The sequence below is a fragment of the Streptomyces sp. JJ36 genome, assembly GCF_021696945.1.
Classification (GTDB): domain Bacteria; phylum Actinomycetota; class Actinomycetes; order Streptomycetales; family Streptomycetaceae; genus Streptomyces.
In genome coordinates this window covers 14133-33299 of sequence record NZ_JACYHE010000028.1, presented here as the reverse complement: position 1 = coordinate 33299, position 19167 = coordinate 14133, and the positions used below count along the sequence as shown (strand labels likewise).

The 19167-nt window shown below is 74.5% G+C and carries 18 protein-coding genes; 3 read left to right on the top strand and 15 right to left on the bottom strand.

Going from position 1 to position 19167, the window contains the following annotated elements:
• Window positions 1–260 precede the first annotated feature (260 nt).
• From HOY81_RS13505 to HOY81_RS13485, 5 genes are all read right to left on the bottom strand, one after another.
• Entirely contained in the window at window positions 261–506 is a 246-nt protein-coding gene (locus HOY81_RS13505) for a hypothetical protein (protein WP_237320578.1), read from the bottom strand.
• A gap of 18 nt (window positions 507–524) precedes the next feature.
• Window positions 525–809, bottom strand: a complete 285-nt coding sequence (locus tag HOY81_RS13500) for a hypothetical protein (protein WP_237320577.1) — start codon at window positions 807–809, stop codon at window positions 525–527.
• A 271-nt stretch (window positions 810–1080) separates the two neighbouring features.
• On the bottom strand, window positions 1081–1497 hold the full coding sequence (locus tag HOY81_RS13495) for a hypothetical protein (RefSeq protein WP_237320576.1): 417 nt from the start codon (window positions 1495–1497) through the stop codon (window positions 1081–1083).
• 255 nt (window positions 1498–1752) lie between these two features.
• Entirely contained in the window at window positions 1753–2325 is a 573-nt protein-coding gene (locus HOY81_RS13490) for a hypothetical protein (protein WP_237320575.1), read from the bottom strand.
• Between the two features lie 128 nt (window positions 2326–2453).
• On the bottom strand, window positions 2454–3287 hold the full coding sequence (locus tag HOY81_RS13485; protein ID WP_237320574.1) for an alpha/beta fold hydrolase: 834 nt from the start codon (window positions 3285–3287) through the stop codon (window positions 2454–2456).
• Between the two features lie 199 nt (window positions 3288–3486).
• On the opposite strand from HOY81_RS13485, the gene HOY81_RS13480 reads away from it, so the two are divergent.
• Complete coding sequence (locus HOY81_RS13480) at window positions 3487–3981, top strand: hypothetical protein (RefSeq protein WP_237320573.1); 495 nt, start codon at window positions 3487–3489, stop codon at window positions 3979–3981.
• Between the two features lie 35 nt (window positions 3982–4016).
• Here HOY81_RS13480 and HOY81_RS13475 read toward each other — a convergent pair whose 3' ends face one another.
• Window positions 4017–4874: a RimK family alpha-L-glutamate ligase gene (locus tag HOY81_RS13475; protein ID WP_237320572.1), complete on the bottom strand. Its 858-nt coding sequence runs from the start codon at window positions 4872–4874 to the stop codon at window positions 4017–4019.
• Window positions 4875–5078: 204 nt separating this feature from the next.
• Between HOY81_RS13475 and HOY81_RS13470 the strand changes: the two genes are divergently transcribed.
• Complete coding sequence (locus tag HOY81_RS13470) at window positions 5079–5561, top strand: LURP-one-related/scramblase family protein (protein ID WP_237320571.1); 483 nt, start codon at window positions 5079–5081, stop codon at window positions 5559–5561.
• A gap of 25 nt (window positions 5562–5586) precedes the next feature.
• Here HOY81_RS13470 and HOY81_RS13465 read toward each other — a convergent pair whose 3' ends face one another.
• The gene (locus HOY81_RS13465) at window positions 5587–8187 is read right to left on the bottom strand and encodes a PQQ-binding-like beta-propeller repeat protein (RefSeq protein WP_237320570.1); all 2601 of its coding nucleotides are present in this window, start codon (window positions 8185–8187) and stop codon (window positions 5587–5589) included.
• Window positions 8188–8351: 164 nt separating this feature from the next.
• On the bottom strand, window positions 8352–9131 hold the full coding sequence (locus HOY81_RS13460; protein ID WP_237320601.1) for a carbon-nitrogen family hydrolase: 780 nt from the start codon (window positions 9129–9131) through the stop codon (window positions 8352–8354).
• Window positions 9132–9277: 146 nt separating this feature from the next.
• Between HOY81_RS13460 and HOY81_RS13455 the strand changes: the two genes are divergently transcribed.
• Window positions 9278–10108 carry a maleylpyruvate isomerase family mycothiol-dependent enzyme gene (locus tag HOY81_RS13455; RefSeq protein WP_237320569.1) on the top strand — a complete coding sequence of 277 codons (831 nt, stop codon included), beginning with the start codon at window positions 9278–9280 and terminating at the stop codon, window positions 10106–10108.
• Window positions 10109–10244: 136 nt separating this feature from the next.
• Here HOY81_RS13455 and HOY81_RS13450 read toward each other — a convergent pair whose 3' ends face one another.
• The 7 genes from HOY81_RS13450 to HOY81_RS13420 all read right to left on the bottom strand — a co-directional run bounded on the left by HOY81_RS13450 (window position 10245) and on the right by HOY81_RS13420 (window position 19151).
• A complete protein-coding gene (locus HOY81_RS13450; protein WP_237320568.1) occupies window positions 10245–11507 on the bottom strand; it encodes a CU044_5270 family protein in 1263 nt (420 codons plus the stop codon).
• Window positions 11504–12046, bottom strand: coding sequence for an RNA polymerase sigma factor (locus HOY81_RS13445; RefSeq protein ID WP_237320567.1), 543 nt, complete (start codon window positions 12044–12046; stop codon window positions 11504–11506). Before HOY81_RS13445 ends, HOY81_RS13450 begins: the two co-directional genes overlap by 4 nt.
• A 123-nt stretch (window positions 12047–12169) precedes the next feature.
• Window positions 12170–13411 carry a nitrate/nitrite transporter gene (locus tag HOY81_RS13440; protein ID WP_237320600.1) on the bottom strand — a complete coding sequence of 414 codons (1242 nt, stop codon included), beginning with the start codon at window positions 13409–13411 and terminating at the stop codon, window positions 12170–12172.
• 149 nt (window positions 13412–13560) lie between these two features.
• Entirely contained in the window at window positions 13561–14232 is a 672-nt protein-coding gene (locus HOY81_RS13435; RefSeq protein ID WP_237320566.1) for a GntR family transcriptional regulator, read from the bottom strand.
• Between the two features lie 190 nt (window positions 14233–14422).
• The gene (locus HOY81_RS27680; RefSeq protein WP_237320565.1) at window positions 14423–15943 is read right to left on the bottom strand and encodes a M1 family metallopeptidase; all 1521 of its coding nucleotides are present in this window, start codon (window positions 15941–15943) and stop codon (window positions 14423–14425) included.
• Window positions 15944–17015: 1072 nt separating this feature from the next.
• Window positions 17016–17285, bottom strand: a complete 270-nt coding sequence (locus tag HOY81_RS13425; RefSeq protein WP_237320564.1) for a DUF1876 domain-containing protein — start codon at window positions 17283–17285, stop codon at window positions 17016–17018.
• 297 nt (window positions 17286–17582) lie between these two features.
• On the bottom strand, window positions 17583–19151 hold the full coding sequence (locus HOY81_RS13420) for a dihydrolipoamide acetyltransferase family protein (protein WP_237320563.1): 1569 nt from the start codon (window positions 19149–19151) through the stop codon (window positions 17583–17585).
• Between the last annotated feature and the right edge of the window lie 16 nt (window positions 19152–19167).

Here is a 19167-nt window from a genome sequence, read left to right as displayed (position 1 = left end):
GGACCACAGCCAGGCGTGGAAGCGCGCCACCCGCACGGCGGGACCACCCCGCGTGCGCGGGGACCACAGGAGTCGACCTGCACGTTTGTCGGCGACACTCCGGTTTTCCTTCACTTGCGCCGACCGCGACATAACAGACATAGAGCAGGCAGAGGCATGAAGGAGCCCAAGTCGACCGAACCCATAAGACATCAGGGCCTGTGCCTACCTCATACGCGCACCCACCGCTGAGTGGCGGCGATGAAGTCTCACCGCACGCTTCAACCGAGGTAACTGATGTGGAGAATGCGTACGCGCTGGATCGGGGGCTGGATGGCGACGAGAACGCACATGGTGTACCGAAGGGTGAGGATGCGCTTGACGTCGCCGTCCTCGCCGGCTGGTTCTGTGGTGCCGTAAGGGTCTTCACAGACAGCGATGAGCGCGCGGTCGAGCTCGGTGCGCGCATCGTCTGGCAAAGAGTCCCATACGACCTCTGCTGCCTTCTCGTAGCGGAGCTTGTACACCCGGTACAGGGTGCCAGGTCAGGCGGCTCCTTGTGCACGGATTCTGTCGGCTGCCTCCTGGATGCGCCGAGTGCCGTCAACCCATTCACCAGGAGGCTCTTCGCCCCGGGCGTCGTACTCGATGACTTCATCGGCACGGTCGAGTGCGGCCTGGGTGTCCCTGGCGATGCGCTCCCACTTGGCGAAGGTGGTGAGCAACTCGTGAGCCGGCGCCTTGTTGATCTCGGCGAGGAACCGCTGAGCCAGGGCGGGAGCAGCGAGGGCATCGTGGATCCGCTCGATCGTCCACGGTGAGTCGCTCATCTCAGCTCCCTGGGGATTCTCCTACGCGGGGACACCGGGTACGAGGGTAATCCCAAGCGGGGCTTCTTATCGCCCAGCTCACTCATCTCTCCCCTGTTGTCACACTGATCGGATCACGACGTAGCACTCGGGGTCACCCGCGGTAGGCGGAAGCACAGGGCCGCGGCAGCAGCCCGGCGTGGCCCAGAGGCCCCCTCACCCGCGGGAAGCACCCGGCGCGCGATGACTCCCACCCATCGGAGACGGAGCCGTTGACGCGGCAGCCCGGGGGCTATGGCGCGAGGGCTGTGGCGAGGCGGGTGGCGGTGTGCTCGCCGGCGCGTTGCTTGATCAGGCCTTCGAGGGCGGCCGCCCGGACGAGGGTGTGGGTTTCCGTGTCTCCGCCGGGTGTCAGAGCGATGGTGACGACTGCGGAGTTGAGGCCGCCCTTGCCCGCGTCCACCACTGCACGGAGCACCGTCGAGCCTGGCGGGGCGTGCTCAGGGGCGCCGTCGAGCACCCGGCCCTCGTCGTGGAGGATTGCGGCGACGTGGCGGTGCGCCTCGTCGGCGGCCAGCGGGAGCACGATGGCGACCTCGTGGACGTTCGTCCGCATCGCCTTGGCCATCAGCCGCGTGAGGCCGGCGCCCGAGGCCCGCGCCACTTCGCCGAGTTCGTGGACCAGGATGTCCTTCTCCCTGCGGTGCATGGGCTCTCTCCTTCACGGGCCGGCCGAGCGGCGCGCGTCGGCGTACGGCTGCGGGCGGCCGTCCGCGAACCGGTCCCGGTGTCGTCCCGGCGTGGTGCCGGGCTCTGGTGGAATGCGTGCGGGAGCGCGTACGGGCTGCCGTAGCTCACCCCGGCGGTGCGGGAAGGCCAGGGGTGCGCGTCCGGGAGTCGACCGGCGTCCGGTACGTATCGGGTTGGGCACCGAGGCCTCTCCGGGAAGAGGGCCGCGGGTGCCTCACCGGCCGGGGAGGCGGCCCCGGAAACGTCTTCTGTGGCCGAGGAGACGGGACTGTTCGGCCTTGAGGCGGGTGAAGCGGTCGGTGAGGTAGGTACGGAGTTCCCGGCCGGGGAACCGGAGGATCGACAGGTGCTCGTCGTAGTTGCCCTCCGACCAGCGGGCCGCGGTGATCTCGTAGCCGTGCACGTGGGCGCAGAACTCCAGCAGGACCTCCGGCATCTCCTCTTCGAGCAGCAGGTCGGCCTTGGTGACGATCACGTCGCGCATGGCCTGGATGTTGGGGATGAAGACGGTGGTCGCCCAGGCCCGCCACTCGGCCAGTTCCCGGTCCGTGGGCGGGGTCTCGCGGCGGAACGGGTTGGAGCCGTCGTGGCTGGCGTACTTCTCGGCGTAGTAGTCGTAGGTCCTGCTGTTGGCCTCCATGAGGGCGAAGAGCGGGCCGTAGAGGTCGCTGAGCTGCTCGTTCACCCGGGTCAGGCGGGCCTGGCGCTGGGAGAGCCGGATCCCGTTGAGGTAGGTCGCCAGGTAGCCGGCGAACGCCAGCCCGACGGTGACGATCACGGTGGCCATGTCGGCTGATGGTAAGGGGAGTCGGGCGGAGCCCGGGCCTCCGGTCGACGCGGTTCGCCGGTGACCGGAGGCCCGAGCGGACCGTCGGCCGGCGTACGACGGGCCCCGCCCACGGGCCCCGAAGCGGCTCAGGGCGTACGCAGGACCTCGCGGAGGCGGGGGAGGAAGGTGTCCGGGGCGTCGGCGAAGCCGGTGTGGCCGCCGGGGAAGAGGACCGGTTCGGTGCCGAGGGCGGTGGCGAGGGCGCGCGAGGCGCGGTCGCAGAGCTGGCCGGCCGAGTCGGCGCCGATGCCGACCACCAGGCGGTCGGCCACGGCGCGCAGGGCCGTCAGGTCGGGCTCCCAGCGGGTGGTGGGGATGATCTCGTGCGCGAAGAAGCGGCGCTCGTCGGCGAGTTGCCGCGGGTCGCGGTCGCCGCCGAACATCTTCTCCAGCACACCTTCGGGCAGGGTGATCTCCGCCTTCTCCATGAACGTCCGCCAGGCGCCGACGACGTCGCCGGCCAGGTAGGTGGCGATGATGTCGTCGGTGCGGGCGGCGAGGGCGTCGCGGTCGTCGAGGAGCGCCTCCAGCGGGGGTTCGTGGGCGATGACCGTACGGATCTGCTCGGGGTGCGCCTGGGCGTGGGCCAGGGCGGTGACGGCGCCGCCGCTGGAGCCGAGGACCACGGCCGGGCCGGCGTCGAGGTGGGCGAGGAGGCGGTGCAGGTCGTCGGCGCGGAGGGCGGGCGTGGAGTCCTGCTCCGGGTCGTCGAGGGGGCTGCGGCCGATGCCGCGCGGGTCGGTGGTGAGGACGGTGTGGTCGGTGGCGAGGCGGTCGGCCAGGGGCGCGAAGGCGTCGGCGCCCATCGGTGCGCCGACGAGGGCCACGACGGGGCCCTGCCCGCGCACCTCGTAGTGGAGGCGGGCGCCGGGGACGTCGAGGGTGCGGACGGTGGCGGGGGCGGACGGGGTGGCGGTCATGGTTCTCCTCCGGGAGGGACGGGTCGGGATCGTCACATCGGGCTCGGAAAGGTGGACTCCCGGCGCGGTGCGGATTCATCGGCCGGGCGAGCATTTTCCTGCGGGGACTCCTGCTATGGCGCGGATTGACCGGTCCGTGCGGGTCGGGTCCTTCCGGGGGCGCCGGTACGACGGTCGGCTGGTGTGATCGGGTGGGGGCGTGGAGGCGATCTGGGCGAGTGCGGTGGCGGTCGTCGGTACGTTGCTGGGTGCGGTGACCACGCAGGTCTTCCAGCGGCTGGCGGCGCGGCGTACGGAGGCGTTCGCGCGGGCGGAGGCGCTGCGGCAGGAGCGGATGGCGACGTACAGCGCGTTCGCGGCGGCGGTGGAGGAGTACCGGCACGGGCAGGCGACGCGGTGGTACGGGCGGCGGGAGGGCCCGGAGGGGGAGGGGTTCCGCGCGGCACGGGACGAGGCGCACCGGCTGCGCACGGCGGCCCGGCAGGCGCTGTACCGGGTGGAGTTGCTCACCGATGACCGGGAGGTCGTGGGGGCGGCGCGGGAAGCGTACCGGGCGGCGTGGGAGGTGTCGACGGCGCGGGAGCAGGTGGAGCACGACGCCCGGGACACCCGGGCGCGGGAGGCCGTCGAGACGTTCGTGACGCGGGCCGCGCCGCTGGTGCGGGGCGCCGCGGACGGCGCTGCGGCGCCCTGATCCCCGCGTGGGCGGCCACAGCAGGGCGCCGGCGGTTACAGCAGGGCGGCGAGGTGGCGGGCGTAGCGCTCGGGGGCCTGGGGGTGCTGGAAGAGGAAGAGTTCGGGCTCGATCAGCTCCAGTTCCATCACGGCGGGGCCCTCGGGGAGGGCGACGAGGTCGACGCGGGCGTAGACCGGGGCGGTGGGGGCCGCCTTGAGGGCGGTCTCGGCGGCGGCGAGTTCGGCCGGTGAGGGGGTGTGCGGTGCGACGGTGCCGCCGTAGCGCTCGTGGACGCGGAACTCGCCCTCGGCGGGGATCTTCCGTACGGCGTGGCTGAAGCGGTCGCCGAAGAAGACCAGCGAGGTCTCGCCGGTGGTCACGGCGGGGGCGAAGGGCTGGACCAGGGCGTCGCCGGTGCGGACGAGGGAGGCGAGGTGCTCGGCGGCCTCGGGGGCGGCTGCCGGGGCGCGGAGGGCGCCGATGCCGCCGACGGAGACGGCGGGCTTGATCACCACGTCGCCGCCGTCGTGTGCGGCGAGGGCGGTGGTGCGGGCGGCGTCCGGGGCGTCGTACGGGACGAGTGCGGTGGGGACGACGGGCACCCCGGCGCCGGCGAGGCGGGGGAGGTAGCCCTTGTGGCTGTTCCACTCCAGCAGGGGGGCGGGGTTGCGCAGCAGGGTGCGGCGTTCGGTGTCGCGTGCCCAGGCGAGGAACTGTTCGCGGCGGGTGCTGTAGTCCCAGGTGCTGCGCACCAGGATCATGCCGGGTGCGGTGGCGGCCGGGTCCAGGGGCTCGTCCCAGGGGCGTATCTCGGCGTGCAGGCCCTGCTCGGCGAGGGCGGTGACGAGGGCGTCGTTCTCGGGGACGGGCCGGGGCATGGTGCGGCCGGTGGCCAGGACGATGTCCGGCATGGCGGTGCGGCTCCTTTGCTGCGGTGCGGACCGGCCCGGGCGGCCGCCGGTCCGCACCGCAGAGTACTGGGCGGCGGTCGGCGGGCCGCCACCGGATTTCCGGTCGCGTGGGCGGGGCCGGGCCGGGGACCGCAGTGCGGGCGGACGGGTGAGCCGGGCGGGGGGGTGGGGCGTCGGGGAGGCGGGAGCGGGAAGGCGTCGGGTATGAGGTATCTCGTACGGGAACGCATGTTCGGCATCGGTGAGGACTTCTGGGTCGAGAACGAACACGGCGAACGGGCCTTCCTGGTGGACGGGAAGGCGCTGCGGCTGCGCCAGACCTTCGAGCTCAAGGACTCCGAAGGCCGGGTGGCCGTCACCGTCAAGGCGAAGGCCTTCTCGCTGCGTGGGGCCATGCGGATCGAGCGGGACGGCGAGGTGCTGGCGACCGTACGGGAGAAACCGTTCACCCCGATGCGCGAGGTGTTCCACGCCGAGCTGCCGGGCGGCGAGGAGCTGGAGATCCGCGGCGACCTGGTCGGCAAGGAGTACGACATCGAGTACGGCGGACGGCGGCTGGCCCGGATCTCCCGGCGCTGGTTCCGGGTGCGGGAGGCGTACGCCGTGCAGGTGGAGGCGGAGGACGCCGACCCGGCGATGCTCATCGCGGTGGCGGTGTGTGTGGACCAGCTCGCGCAGCGGGAGTGAGGCGGGGGGGCGGTGACGGCCTCGCTCACCGGGGGCGCAGGGCGAAGAGCGTGCCCACCTCGTTGCGCACCAGGACGGCGCCCTCCGGCAGGTGCAGCGGGTCGGTCTGGGACTCGCCGGGCACCTCGCTGCTCCAGAGCCCTGTCCCGGTGGCCGGGTCGACGGCGTGCAGCCGGGTGGTCGGCTTCCGGAGGAAGCCACCCCCGTGGTGGGAGTGCACATAGGCGGTCGGGCCTCCGTCGGCTTCCCGGAGGGTGACCCCGGCGGCGGAGTGCACCTCGTGCCCGGTGTCGTGTGCGCGGCGCAGCGTGCCGGTCCGCGCGTCCAGGACGGCCACCCCCTGCACGGTGGCGAAGACGAACACCTCTCCGGCAGCGGCGCCGGTGCCCGCGATTCTCCGCGCGCCCTCGCCGCGGGCTACCCTCCACCGGTTCTTCCCGGTCGCGAGGTCGACGCCGCGCACCGCGGCGCCGTCCCGCCAGCAGACCGTCTCGTCCGTCACCGGGGGCGCGGAGGTCAGGAACTCGGACCGGGTCCAGCGCGTCCGTCCCGTACGCCGGTCCAGGCAGGTCACATCGCCCAGGGCGCACACCAGGGCATCCCCGGCCGCGACGGTGTCGCGTTCCGCGCGGAAAGTCGGGAGGGGGCAGGGGACGCGCCAGAGCTCGTCCCCCTCCTCCGGGTCGAGCGCGACGAGCACGCTGGAGGCGGCGTCGGAGTCGCCCACGGCCAGCACCACGTCCTCACGGAACGCCGGGCTGTAGACCCAGCCGTCGCCCGGGATCCGCCGCCGCCACCGCCGTCGCCCGGACGCGGCCTCGACCGCCTCGACGTGGTGGTCCCGGGCGACCCAGACCAGACCGTGCGCCTCGGAGTACGCCGCCGGCTCCGCGTGGACCCCGGAGAGCCGCCACGCCACCTCGCCCGAGTCCGGGTCGAGCGCGGTCATCTGCTTCTCGTCCATGCCGCCGCCCGTGCACACCAGCAGCCCGGCGACCATGCCGGGCAGCGGCACGGGCTCGGACCAGATCTCGGTACGCCAGCGGCGCTCCCCGGTGCGGAAGTCCACCGCGTGCACGGTGCCGTCGTCGCTCACCGCATGGGCGGCCCGCTCGGAGACGACCGGGGGGCGCGCCACGTCGCGGGCCGTCCCGGCGGCGTAGCGCCACACCTCGTGGTCGGCCGAGGTCTTCCGCAACTCGCCGGCCGCCACGGCGAGGCCGGCCCCGCCGGTGATCGCGACACCCGCCGTGCCGAGCAGCAGCCGACGGCGTGTCAGGGCCCGGCGGGGGGCCGTGGGCCGGGCCGCCACCGGGTCCGCAGGGCGCGGGGTGTCCGGGGCCGTCGGCCGTGCGGGCGGGCGGGCGGTGCCGGCAGCGGGTGTCGCGCCGGCCGTACGGGCCGCAGGAAGCCGGTGCGCCGCCGGCACGACGCGACGGCGGGCGTGGTGGACCGCCGCCTCCGTGAGGGGGCGCTCCCATGCGGTCCGCGGCCGGCCGTGGTGTGCGGTGAGCAGCCGGTGCGCGGCTGCGGCGAAGCGCCGCCGGGCCGCGTGGAGTGCTTCCGCACCGGGGGCGGGTCCGGTGGCGGGCCATGTCGTGGCGCGGGGGCCGGCCGCCGGGCCGGGGCGTGGAGACGTGGCGGAGTGCGGGGACGTGGCGGGGCCGGCCGACGCACCGGGGTGCGCCGTCGTGTCCCGGCCGGCCGGTAAGGCCGCCGTGGGGGGCGTCCGCCGTCCCCCGGCGGGCACAGCCCGCGGGTCCGCGGCCGGTCCGTCGGCTCGCGGCCCGTCCTGCTCCGGCAGCAACGCCCGTACCTCCGCTGCGGTCTGCGGCCGGGCGGCGGGGTCCTTCTCCAGCAGGGCGAGGATGAGCGCATCCCAGGCCGACGGCAGCCCCGGGCGTCGGCGGCCGGGCGGCACCGGCTGCTCCGTGAAGTGCGCCGCCACAAAGCCCCAGGCGTCCGCCGCCTCGAACGGCCGGCGGCCGGTGACCATCTCGTAGAGCACGCACCCCAGTGCGTACAGGTCGCTGCGCGGGTCGGGGGCGACCGTACGGGCGTACTCGGGCGCCATGTACGCGGGTGTGCCCGGCACCTGGCCGGTCCGGGTCAGCCGGGTGTGGCGCTCGGTGCCCGCGGTGCGGAGGAAGCCGGCGATGCCGAAGTCGAGGACCTTGAGGTCGCCGTCCTGCTGGAGCCAGAGGTTGGCCGGTTTCAGGTCCCGGTGCACCACGCGGTCGTGCGCCGCGGACAGCGCCGCGCAGGCGTGCCCGGCCCAGCGGGCCACGTCCGGCAGCGGCAGCGGACCGGCCGACCGCAGCAGGTCCGCCAGCGAGCGGCCGCGGAGGAGTTCCATGACGAGGTACGGCACCCGTACGCCGTCCCGTACCGCCTCGCCCAGGGCGTGGACGACGACGATGTGCCGGTGGTGCAGGGCGGCGCACACCCGGGCCTCGCGCCGGAAGCGGGCGACCGCCGCGCCGTCGCCGCCGACCAGCTCCGGGGCGATGAGCTTGACCGCGACGTCCCGGCCCAGCGACTCGTCGTGGGCGCGCCACACCTCCCCCATGCCGCCCCGGCCCAGCAGTTCCACCAGCCGGTACTGGCCGTCCAGCACCCCGCCCATCGCGGCCCCCGTCCGTCGTCCCGGTCAGCTCAGACGCAGGCCCGGGGTCCGCCGGTTCGCAGCCGGTCCGGAGCCGGTCCCGGGCCCGTTCAGGGCCTGCCCGTGGGGAGTCTCCCCCTGCGGAGCCTGCCCGTTCGGGGCCTGCCCGTTCGGGGCCTGCCCGTTCAGAGGACGCGATCCTTGAGGGCCGGGAAGGTCTCGCGGACCTCGCTGACGAGGGTGAGGTCGAGTTCGGCGGTGAGCACCCGCTCCTCGGCGTCGGGTGCCTCGGCGAGGATCTCGCCCCAGGGGTCGGCGATCAGGCTGCGCCCGGCCTGCGGGACGCCCGCGTGGGTCCCGGCGGTGCCGCAGGCCAGGACGTAGCACTGGTTCTCCACGGCGCGGGCGCGGGCGAGCAGCGTCCAGTGGGCGGCGCGCTTCTCGGGCCAGCCCGCGGGCACCACCAGCAGGTGCGCGCCGGCGTCGGTCAGGGCGCGGAAGAGTTCCGGGAAGCGCAGGTCGTAGCAGGTGGCGAGGCCGAGCGGGGCCGCCGGGTGCGGCACGGTGACGGGCGTGGTGCCGGCGGACATGAGGGTGGCCTCGCCGCGGTCGAACCCGAAGCGGTGAATCTTGCGGTAGGTGGCGGCGAGTGCGCCGTCCGGGGCGAAGACCAGGGAGGTGTTGAACAGGGCGCCGTCGGGGGCGCGTTCGACGACCGAACCGGCGTGCAGCCAGACCCCCGCATCGCGTGCCGCGGCGGACATCGCGCGGGCGGTGGGCCCGTCCTCGGCGGGCTCCGCGGCGGTCTCGAACTCCTGGAAGGCGAAGGCCCCGACCGGCCACAGCTCGGGCAGAACCACCAGGTCGGCGCCCTGCTGGGCCCGTACGAGTGAACTCGCGCGCTCCCGGCGGGAGGTGGCCGGCTCCTCCGGGTCGACCCGGAGCTGGACCAGTGCCGTGCTCAGCGAGTCGCGCACCGTATCACCGTCCCTGCGTACGAGGGTGTCAAAGGGAATAGCATCGTCACCCGAAAGCACTGCCGGGGTGCTCGTGCGCAGACTAACTTGAGAGCACCCATACCGCGAACATTCCGTACCGCCCGAGGGGTCTCGTGACCGACCACCCAAGCCTTCAGCCTTACGCAGACGCCTGGACGCAGTCCATCGAAGCGATATCCGAGCTGGTGAAGCCGCTTGCCGAGGGCGAGTGGAACCGCGCGACGGACTGCCCCGGGTGGTCCGTCCGCGACATCGTCTCGCACGTGATCGGCGTGGAGTGCGAGCTGCTCGGTGATCCGCGCCCGATCCACACGCTGCCGCGCGATCTCTACCACGTGGTCGACGAGACCAGCCGCTATGTCGAGGTGCAGGTCGACGTGCGGCGGCACCACACCGGCCCGGAGATGACCGGCGAACTCGAGTACACGGTCATCCGGCGGTCGCGGCAGCTGCGGAACGAGAAGCGGCAGCCGGACGACGAGGTGCGGCACGTGCTGCCGGGCCGGGACCCCATCACCCTGGAGCAGCAGCTCATGCTGCGGGCGTTCGACGTGTGGGTGCACGAGCAGGACCTCCGCCGGGCACTGCGCAAGCCCGGCAACCTGGACTCCCCGGGCGCGCTGGTGACCCGGGACGTGCTGGTCGCGGGGCTGCCGAAGGTGGTGGCGAAGAGGGCCGGCGCGCCGAAGAACTCCGCGGTGGTGTTCGACGTGAGCGGGCCGGTGGAGTTCATGCGGACGGTCCGGGTGGACGCCGAGGGCAAGGGCACGGTGAACGGTTCGCCGTCGCTGGGCCCGGCGGTGACGCTGTCCCTGGACTGGGAGACGTACATGCGGCTCGCCTGCGGGCGGGTGCGGCCGGACGCCGTCGCCGGGCAGGTGAAGGTGGAGGGCGACGCGGAGCTGGCCACGGCCATCCTGCACAACTTCGCGGTCACGCCGTAGGGCGCCGGGCACGCGCCTGGCACCCACCCCGGCCCGGCGCCGCGGGTGCGGCGCCGGGCCGGGGTGGGTCGTACGGCACGAGTACGGGAGTACGGCGCGGGCCGCCCGGGGAGCCCGGGCCCCGGGTCGGCGGCCCTCAGCCCTCCCGGCTTCCGGCGCGGGGCTGGATGGTCTTGACCTCGCCCTCACCGGCCGGCGCGTCCGGGCCGCCGTCCGCGTCGTCGGCCGGATCGTCGTCGCGGTGGTCCTCCTCGTGGGGCGGAGGCGTGTCCGTCCAGCGCATCTGCGTGACGACGGTCCAGCCGATCAGCTCGCCCTTCTGGTACTCCGCACCGTCGCGCAGTGCGACGATCTCCTCGCCGAGCAGCAGCCCGGTCTCCCGGTCGAAGACCAGGTGGCGTTCCCTGTCGCCGTGCCGGGAGGGCACTGCCACGCCGTATCCGGGTCGCCCGGAGTGGTCGGTGACCTCGCCGAGGTCCCGTACGCCCGGCTGCCCGGCGAGTATCCGGTAGGCGGCGGCGCGCTGGCCCGGGGTGGCGGGCAGGTCGAGAGCGAGGTGCTCGGCGGCGGTGTGGACGAGGCTGCGGAGGTCCTGCCCCGGCTTCTCGAACTCCTCGTCGGCAAGGGTGTGCAGCCGGTCCTCCAGGGCCTCGGTCTCCTCCGGCAGGTTCCGCAGCTCGGCCGGGGAGATCGTCACCGGGGACCGGCTGCCCGAGCGACCGCCGGGGGCGTCGTCGAAGTACCGGTCGCTGCCTACCCAGGGCCGTCCGTCGTCGAGCGTCCACGTCCGCGGGGAGCCGTCGGCCCGCCAGCGCTCCCGGTCCCGTTCGGTGGCCGGGCGGGCGCCGAAGTCGCCCAGGCTTTCCCAGCGGTCGGTGCCGGCGGTCCATGTCTCGTGCCTGAGGCGCACGCTGAGCCGGTAGTCGCGGCCTGGGGCGTCCGTCAGCCAGCCGCGCCGCACCTCCCGGTACCAGTAGCGGCCGTCCTCCCCGGTCGCCTCTCCGGCGTCCTCCTCGATCGCCTCGGCGGCGGCGAGCAGCACCCGGGAGAGGGAGTTCTCCCCGCGGGCGGCGGAGCGGCCCGCGGCGCCGTCACGGCCGTCGCCGGTCAGCAGGACGCCGGCGAGGGTGACCCCGGCGACCGCCGCCGCGGTCGCGCCGACGACCGCCAGCCGGCCCCATCCGGCCCACCGGGCACGGCGGGTGCCGGTCCGCCGGGGGGACGGGCTGTGGTCGCCCGGCGCGGGCGCGACGGTCGCGTCGCCGGTTCCGGGGGCCGTGTGCTCCAGGATCGCCGCGAGCTCCGTCGCCCGGGTCTCCCGGTCGACGGGCCGGTCCGGGTCGAGACTGTGCGGGCGGGCCGCGGCCAGTTCCCGCAGCACCTCGTCGTGGGTCCTCACGCTTCCCTCCCTGCGATGTGCACCCGGGGCCGGTCCGTGCTCGTGGGCGCCGCGGTGCGGTCCTGCGCGCGCAGCAGCCGCCGCCGGGCGCGGTGCAGCCGTACCCGGAACGCGGCGGCCGAGCAGCCCAGGACCTGTGCGGCCTCGCGCGGCCCGAGGCCCTGCCAGGCGCTGAGCAGCAGCACCTCGCGGTCGTCCTCGGAGAGCGCGCCGAGCGCCCTGAGCAGCGCGATGCGGTCGGTGACCTGCTCCGCCACGTCCTGGGCGGTCGCGTCCCCGGTCCAGTGGCGCAGCTCGGCGTGGAACGCGGCGCGCCGGTACTCGGCGCGGGTGGTGTCGCGCAGGACGTTGCGCGCCACGCCGAGCAGCCACGGCAGCGGCGGCTCGGGCAGGTCCCCGATGCGGCGCCACGCCACGGTGAAGGTCTCGCTCACCACCTCGTCGGCGGCCTGCCGGCCCGCGCGCGAGGCGGCGTAGGCCCAGACCCGCTGGCGGCAGGCGTCGTACGCCGCGGTGAAGCGTGCCGCGTCGTCGGACACTCCCCGCACCTCCGTCCCCTCCTGGTGTCGGTCGTCACCGGGTAGTGGTGCGGGGACGGGCATCGTTACAGGGGCCTTCCGGACGGCGGCCGGGGACGGCCGGGACGGCGCGGGGGCGGGGGTTCAGACGGGGACGTGGACGGCCTCGACGCGGCTGGTGACGATCCGTTCCCGCTCCCGGCGCCGGGCACGGCCGTGCAGGCGCAGGATCTGGCTGACGCCGAGGGCCTGCAGCACGAAGACCGAGGCGAGTGCGGTGCGGAAGTCGTCACCGGTGAGGTCCAGCAGGACGCCGACGGCGAGCAGGGTGGTCATGGAGGCGGTGAAGCCGCCCATGTTGACGATGCCGGAGGCGGTGCCCTGCCGCTCGGGCGGGTTCGCCGGGCGGGCGAAGTCGAAGCCGATCATGGAGGCGGGTCCGCAGGCGCCGAGCACGGTGCAGAGGGTGATCAGCAGCGGCAGCGGAGCCTGGCCGCCGGGCCAGAGCAGGACGGTCGCCCACACCGTGGCGGTGGCGGCGACGGTGCCGAGCGCGAGCGGCGCCCGGGCGGCGTGGTGGCGGGCGATGACCTGCCCGTAGACCAGGCCGACCACCATGTTGGCGACGACGACGAGGGTGAGCAGTTCGCCCGCGTGCCCACGGGAGAGCCCCTGCGCCTGCACCAGGAACGGCATGCCCCACAGCAGCAGGAACACCATCGCCGGGAACTGGGTGGTGAAGTGCACCCACATGCCCAGCCGGGTGCCGGGTTCCCGCCAGGCCGCGGCGATCTGGCGGCGCACGTAGGCCGCGCCCACGTGCGGCACGGGCTCCGGCGCGTACCCCTCCGGGTGGTCGCGGAGCAGCAGCAGGACGAGCAGCAGCACCAGCACGCCGCCGGCCGCGCTGCCGGCGAAGGTGGGGGTCCAGCCGAGGGTGCTGAGCACCCGGGCCAGCACCAGGGTGGTGACGAGGTTGCCCGCCATGCCGACCAGGCCGGCGAGCTGGGCGACCAGCGGCCCGCGCTTCGCCGGGAACCAGCGGGTGCCCAGCCGCAGCACGCTGATGAAGGTCATGGCGTCGCCCAGGCCCAGCAGCGCGCGGCAGGCCAGGGCGGCGGCGTACGACTCGGAGAGCGCGAAGCCGAACTGGCCGGTGGTGAAGAGCACGATGCCGAGGGTGAGCACCCTCTTGGTGCCCCAGCGGTCCACCAGCAGGCCGACGGGGATCTGCATGCCCGCGTAGACCAGGAGCTGGAGGAGCGAGAACGTGGAGAGCGCGGAGGCGTTGACCTCGAAGCGCTCGGCGGCGTCGAGGCCGGCGACGCCGAGGCTGGTGCGGAAGGTGATGGCGACGAAGTAGACGGCGACGCCGATGCTCCACATGGCGACGGCTCGGCGGCCGCCCGGCGGCTCGCCCGGGGAGCGGCGGCCGGAGCCGCCGGACCGGCCGGGGGCTCCCGGGCCGTCCGGGGTGCCGGGGGAGCCTATGTCGCCGGGACCGCCGTGCTCCGTGCCTCCGCGGGATGCCCCGCTCACCGCACATCACCGTGCACCAGGTGCCGTACCCGGCCGACATGACGGGTCACGGCGGCGGCCGCCGCCTCGGCGTCGCCGGTGCGGACGGCCTCCAGGATCTCGGTGTGCTCGGTGATGTTCTTCGCGATTCTGTCGGGATGGGCGTGCATCACGGCGACGCCCATCCGGAGCTGCCGGTCGCGGAGCTGGTCGTAGAGGCGTACGAGGATGGCGTTCCCGGTGGCGCGCACGATCTCGGCGTGGAAGGCCCGGTCGCTCTCGGCGACGTCGGCCAGGTCGCCGGCCTCGGCCTGCCGCTGCTGCTGCGCCAGCAGCTCCTCCAGCCGCTCCACCAGCCCGGCCGGCGTGGCCACGGCGGCCTTGCGGACGGCGTGCTCCTCCACCAGCAGCCGCGTCTCCACGACGTCGGCGATCTCCTGCGCGGAGACGGGGAGCACCAGGGCGCCCTTCTTCGGGTAGAGCTTGAGCAGCCCCTCGACCTCCAGCCGCAGCAGGGCCTCGCGCACGGGGGTGCGGGAGACGCCGACGGCCTCGGCCAGCTCGCCCTCGGTGAGCAGCATGCCGCCCTCGTAGCGCCGCTCCAGGACGGCCTGCTTGACGTGGGAGTAGACCCGCTCGGCGGCGGGACGGGGCTTGGCCGGCGCGGGGGAGGAGAGCGAGGACGGCATGTGCACACCTTAGATACAAGATGCACGCGGCGGCAGGCCGCGTCCAGCATCCGGACGTGCCCCCGGCCTGCCGGGGCCGTGCGCGGCGGTGCACCGGGCGCCGGCGGGCGCCGACACTGGGACCCGCGGTGCGGCCAGCGGTGCGCCCGCGGGCGCCGAGCCCCCCGGCAGGCCGCGGGCCCGCCGGCCGCTATCCCGCCGCGGGCTTGCCCTGCTGGTAGAGCCAGACGTCGAACACCTTCTCCAGGTCCTTTCCGGAGACCCGCTCGGCGAGCGCGACGAAGTCGTCGATCGACGACGGCTTCCCCGCCCGTTCGGCGGCCCACTTCTTCAGCAGCGTGAAGAAGTCCTCGTCGCCCACGGCCTGCCGCACCTCGTGCAGCGCCATCGCGCCCCGGAAGTAGACCGGCTTGCCGAACAGCCGGCCGGGCTTCCCCGGCTTGCCGGGCGGGAACGCCCACACGGGGTCCTCCGCCGGGGAGGCGAGGACGGAGTCGAACCACTCCTGCGTCGTGTGACCGCCGTTCTCCTCGTCCCACATCCACATGGCGTAGGTGGCGAGGCCCTCGTTCAGCCAGATCTCCGACCAGTCGGCGAGGGTCACGGAGTTGCCGACCCACTGGTGGGCGTACTCGTGCGCCATCACGATCCCGTCGGGCGCCTGCCCGTAGACCGGGCGGCCGAGCGTCTCCAGGGCGACGTGGTTCTCCGGCTGGTGGTCGACGATCGCACCGGCCGAGTCGAAGGGGTACGGCCCGAAGAGCTCCTCGCCCCAGGCGAGGAACTCGGGGATGTCCGCGAGGACGGACCGGGCCTGCTCCGCCTGCCGGGGGTCGACGGCGTTGACGATCTGGACGCCGTCCCTGGTCTTGGAGGTGTCCAGGGTGAACTTCCCGACGGCGACGGTCATCAGGTACGGGACGGTCTGCGCCGTGTTCCGCCAGCGGTAGGTGGTGCGACCGTCACCGGCCGGCTCCTTCCCCTCATAGCGGCCGACGGAGACGCCGGCGAGGCCGCGCGGGACGGTGAGATCGACGTCGTACGTGGCGGGGTCGCGCAACGTGTTGTTCACCGGGTACCAGGTCATGGCCCCGACCGGCTCGCCCATCACGACGGCGCCGTCGTCGGTGGGCAACCAGCCGTCGTCGCTGCCGGACGCGGCGCCGGGCACCGACTCCGGGTCGCCGCCGTAGCGGACGACGACCTCGAACTCGCGGTCCTTCGCGAGGGCCCGGCCCGGGGTCACGGTGAGCTCCGTGCCACGGTGCCGGTGCCCGGCCTTACGGCCGTCCACGGTCACCCGGGAGACGGTGAGGCCGGAGAGGTCGAGGTTGAAGCGGGAGAGATCCTGGGTGGCCCGGGCGCGCAGGGTGGCGGTCCCGGTGAGCGGTTTCGCGGCGTCCGGGTCGACGGTGAGGTCGAGCGTGTAGTGCAGGGCGTCGTAGCCGCCGTTGCCGGCGTCGGGGAGAAGGGAGTCCGTACTGCCGGGCGCGCCGGGCTTCCCTTCGATGCGCCGGGTCTCCTGGGGGGAGGGGCCGCCCTGCGGGGAGGTTTCCGCGGCATCCGGCTCGGTGGTGGCCGCTGAGCAGCCGGTCAGACCGGCGAGGCCGGCCAGCAGGCCGCCGACGAGCGCGACGGCGCCCGGGGTGTGGGACGGGCGGGTTCTTCGGTTGCCGGGGTGGAGCGGGAGGGTACGTCGTTGCCTGATCACCCCGGCATCCCACACCGGACGCGGCGCTTCCGGGACTCGGAACGGCGGTGACGTGCACCACAGCGGGGTTGCGCAAGGTGGGGTGGCGTGGGTCGCGGCTTCGCGGCCGGGGTGGTGACGGCGACCTGCCGAGTGCGGGCTGGTCGGTCGTTGCGGTCACTGCTTGGCGGGCTACGAGGGGAGGGGTGCCTCGCTGGGGCACGCTCATGCTGCGGGCGCGGGTGGCCTGGTCGGCCGGGGTTCACCCGCCTGTGACGGGGTTGGGCGGTCGGGCGGTCGGTAGCCGGTGAGGGGCTTGCCCTGGCGGGCTGCTGCCGCGCTGTGCCTGAGCTTTCGTCTTCTCGCTCCGCTCGTGTCACGTGCGTGGCACTGCGCGGTCTGTCTGCGGGCCGTTCCGGAGTGGGGGTGCGCGTGGGCGGTCGCGCCGGGGACCCGAGGGGCCGCACCGAGCCCGGCGGGGGTGCAGGCGGCTCTCGGGCGGAATCACCCCCTTGCCCACGCGGCCGATCGGGGACCGCCGGAGGCCGCCGACCGCCGCCGGACGGTGGGCGGACGACCCGCAGGCCGCGCGCCGGGCCCGGGATCCGCGAGACCGCGGACGGCCTGCACAGACTGTGCGCCGGACGCCCGGGACCGAGAGACCGCAGGGCGAGGCCTGGGCCACCCGCCGGGCGACGATTCTGTCCACAGGGTGTGGGCAGGCGCACCCCCACTCCGGAACGGCCCGCAGCCGGACCCCGCAGTGCCACCGGCGCGCAACGAGCGGAGCGAGAAGACGAAACCGGAACCACAGCGCGGCAGCAGCCCGCCACGGCAACCCCGTCACCGGCTACCGACCGCCCCGCCGCCCGGCCCCGTCACAGGCGGGTGAACCCCAGCCCACCACGCCACCCGCCACCAGCAACATGAACGAGCCCGCCACCCACCACCCCTCCCCCCGTAGCCCGCCAAGCAGTGACCGCAACGACCGACCAGCCCACTCCCGGCAACGCACCCGCCACCACCCCGGCCGCGAAGCCGCCCCCGCACCCCAACCCCGCGGGCGCTCGGCCCCCGTTGATCGCGCCCGGCCTCAGACGGCCAGGCGCGTGACGGGCTGGTGGGTGTGCGCCTCGATGTCCATCGCGGCGGTGTTCAGGAGTTGGTGGCTCAGGTCGGACAGGGCCCGGGCCACGGCGAGTTCGTCGCCGATGTAGGGGACGTTCTCGTCGGCCGGGTTGGCGCGCGCCGTCCCCTCCCCGACGAGTACCGCGCTCTCCTTGCCGGTGAGTCGTGCCTCGCAGCGCGTCACCCGCTCCCGCTCGGTGATGTCCAGCTCCACGTGCCACGTCGTCGTCGGCATGACACACCTCCTTCGGTGCCGCGGGCCTTCGGGGCCTCCTCGTGCCTCCCCTCCATCGTCACGCGGACGGCCCCGGCACGCATCCCCCGCCGCACCTGCTCCGGCACCGTCGCTCTGGGCCCCGCACCCGTGCCCGCACGCCCGCATCGCGGACGCACGGCCGCGCGTCCTCCTCCCCTGCACCGCGTGCGCGGGGCCGCGCACACGCGGACGCGCCGCCGTCGCGGAGTCTTCCGCGTCGGCGGCGCGTCCGTCGCGCGCAGCCCGTCCGTGCCCGGGCCGGCGGCCCGGTGCCGGTCAGGCCCAGGTGATCAGGCGCTTGGGCCGCTCCAGCACGGCCGCGATGTCGGCCAGCACCTTGGAGCCCAGCTCGCCGTCGACCAGCCGGTGGTCGAAGGAGAGCGCCAGCGTGGTGACCTTGCGCGGCTTCACCTCGCCCTTGTGCACCCAGGGGATGTCCCGGACCTGGCCGAAGGCCAGGATGGCGGACTCGCCCGGGTTCAGGATCGGCGTGCCGGTGTCGACGCCGAAGACGCCGACGTTGGTGATGGTCACCGTGCCGCCCTGCATGTCCGCGGGGGAGGTCTTCCCCTCACGGGCGGTGGAGACCAGGTCGCCCAGGGAGGCGGCCAGCTCCGGCAGGGTCTTGGCGTGCGCGTCCTTGATGTTCGGGACGACGAGGCCGCGCGGGGTGGCGGCGGCGATGCCCAGGTTCACGTAGTGCTTCTGGACGATCTCCTGGTTCTCCTCGTCCCAGGCCGCGTTGACCTCCGGGTTGCGCCGGATGGCCAGCAGGAACGCCCGGGCGACCATGAGCAGCGGGTTCACCCGCAGCCCGGCCATGTCCGGGTCCTCCTTCAGGTCCCGCACCAGCTTCATCGTGCGGGTGACGTCCACCTGCACGAACTCGGTGACGTGCGGAGCCGTGAAGGCGCTGTTCACCATCGCGGCGGCGGTGGCCTTCCGTACGCCCTTGACCGGGATGCGGGTCTCCCGCGCCCCCGGCTCGGCGGCGGGCGCGGCGGCCTCCGCGGCCGCGGGCGCGGCCGGCTGCGTCTCGGCGACGGTCGCCGGGGCCTCCGCGGCGCGTGCCGCGGCGTCCGCGGCGGCGTGCACGTCCTCCCGGGTCACGATGCCGCCCTCGCCGGTCGGGGGGACCGTGGTCAGGTCGACGCCCAGGTCCTTGGCCAGCTTCCGGACCGGGGGCTTGGCCAGCGGCCGGGCGCCGGGGGCGCCGGCCGGCGGTGCCGGGGCGACCTCCGTACGGCCGGCCGCGGTGTCGCCGCCGTTCAGCGCGGTGTCCGGGGCGGGTGCCGGAGCGACCCCGGCGGCGGGCGGCTGCCCGTTGAACTCACCCTGGACTGCGCCCTGCGCGGCGGCCGCGCCGGGCTGCTCGGGCCGCGGCTTGCGCGGGCGGCGCTTGGTGGAGCTGGCCGACACGCCGTAGCCGACGAGGACGGCCTGGCGCTTCTCGCCCTCCGCGGCGTCGGCAGCCTCCGTGGGTTCCGCGGGCTCCGGGACCGGCGTCTCCGCCGGGGCGGCCTGCCCGGCCGCCGCCTCGCCGCCGCTCTCGGCCGGCGGACCGGCGGACGGGTCGGTGTCCACGGTGATGATCGGGGTGCCCACGTCGACCGTGGTGCCCTCGTCGAAGCGCAGCTCGTGCACCGCGCCGTCGAAGGGGATGGGCAGCTCCACGGCCGCCTTGGCCGTCTCCACCTCGCACACGACCTGCCCGTCGGTGACGGTGTCACCGGGCTTGACGTACCAGGTGAGGATCTCGGCCTCCGTGAGCCCCTCGCCCACGTCGGGCATCCTGAACTCGCGGATGCGGGACTGTGCTGACTGGGTTGGCTGGGTACTCGCCATCGTCACGACTCTCCTC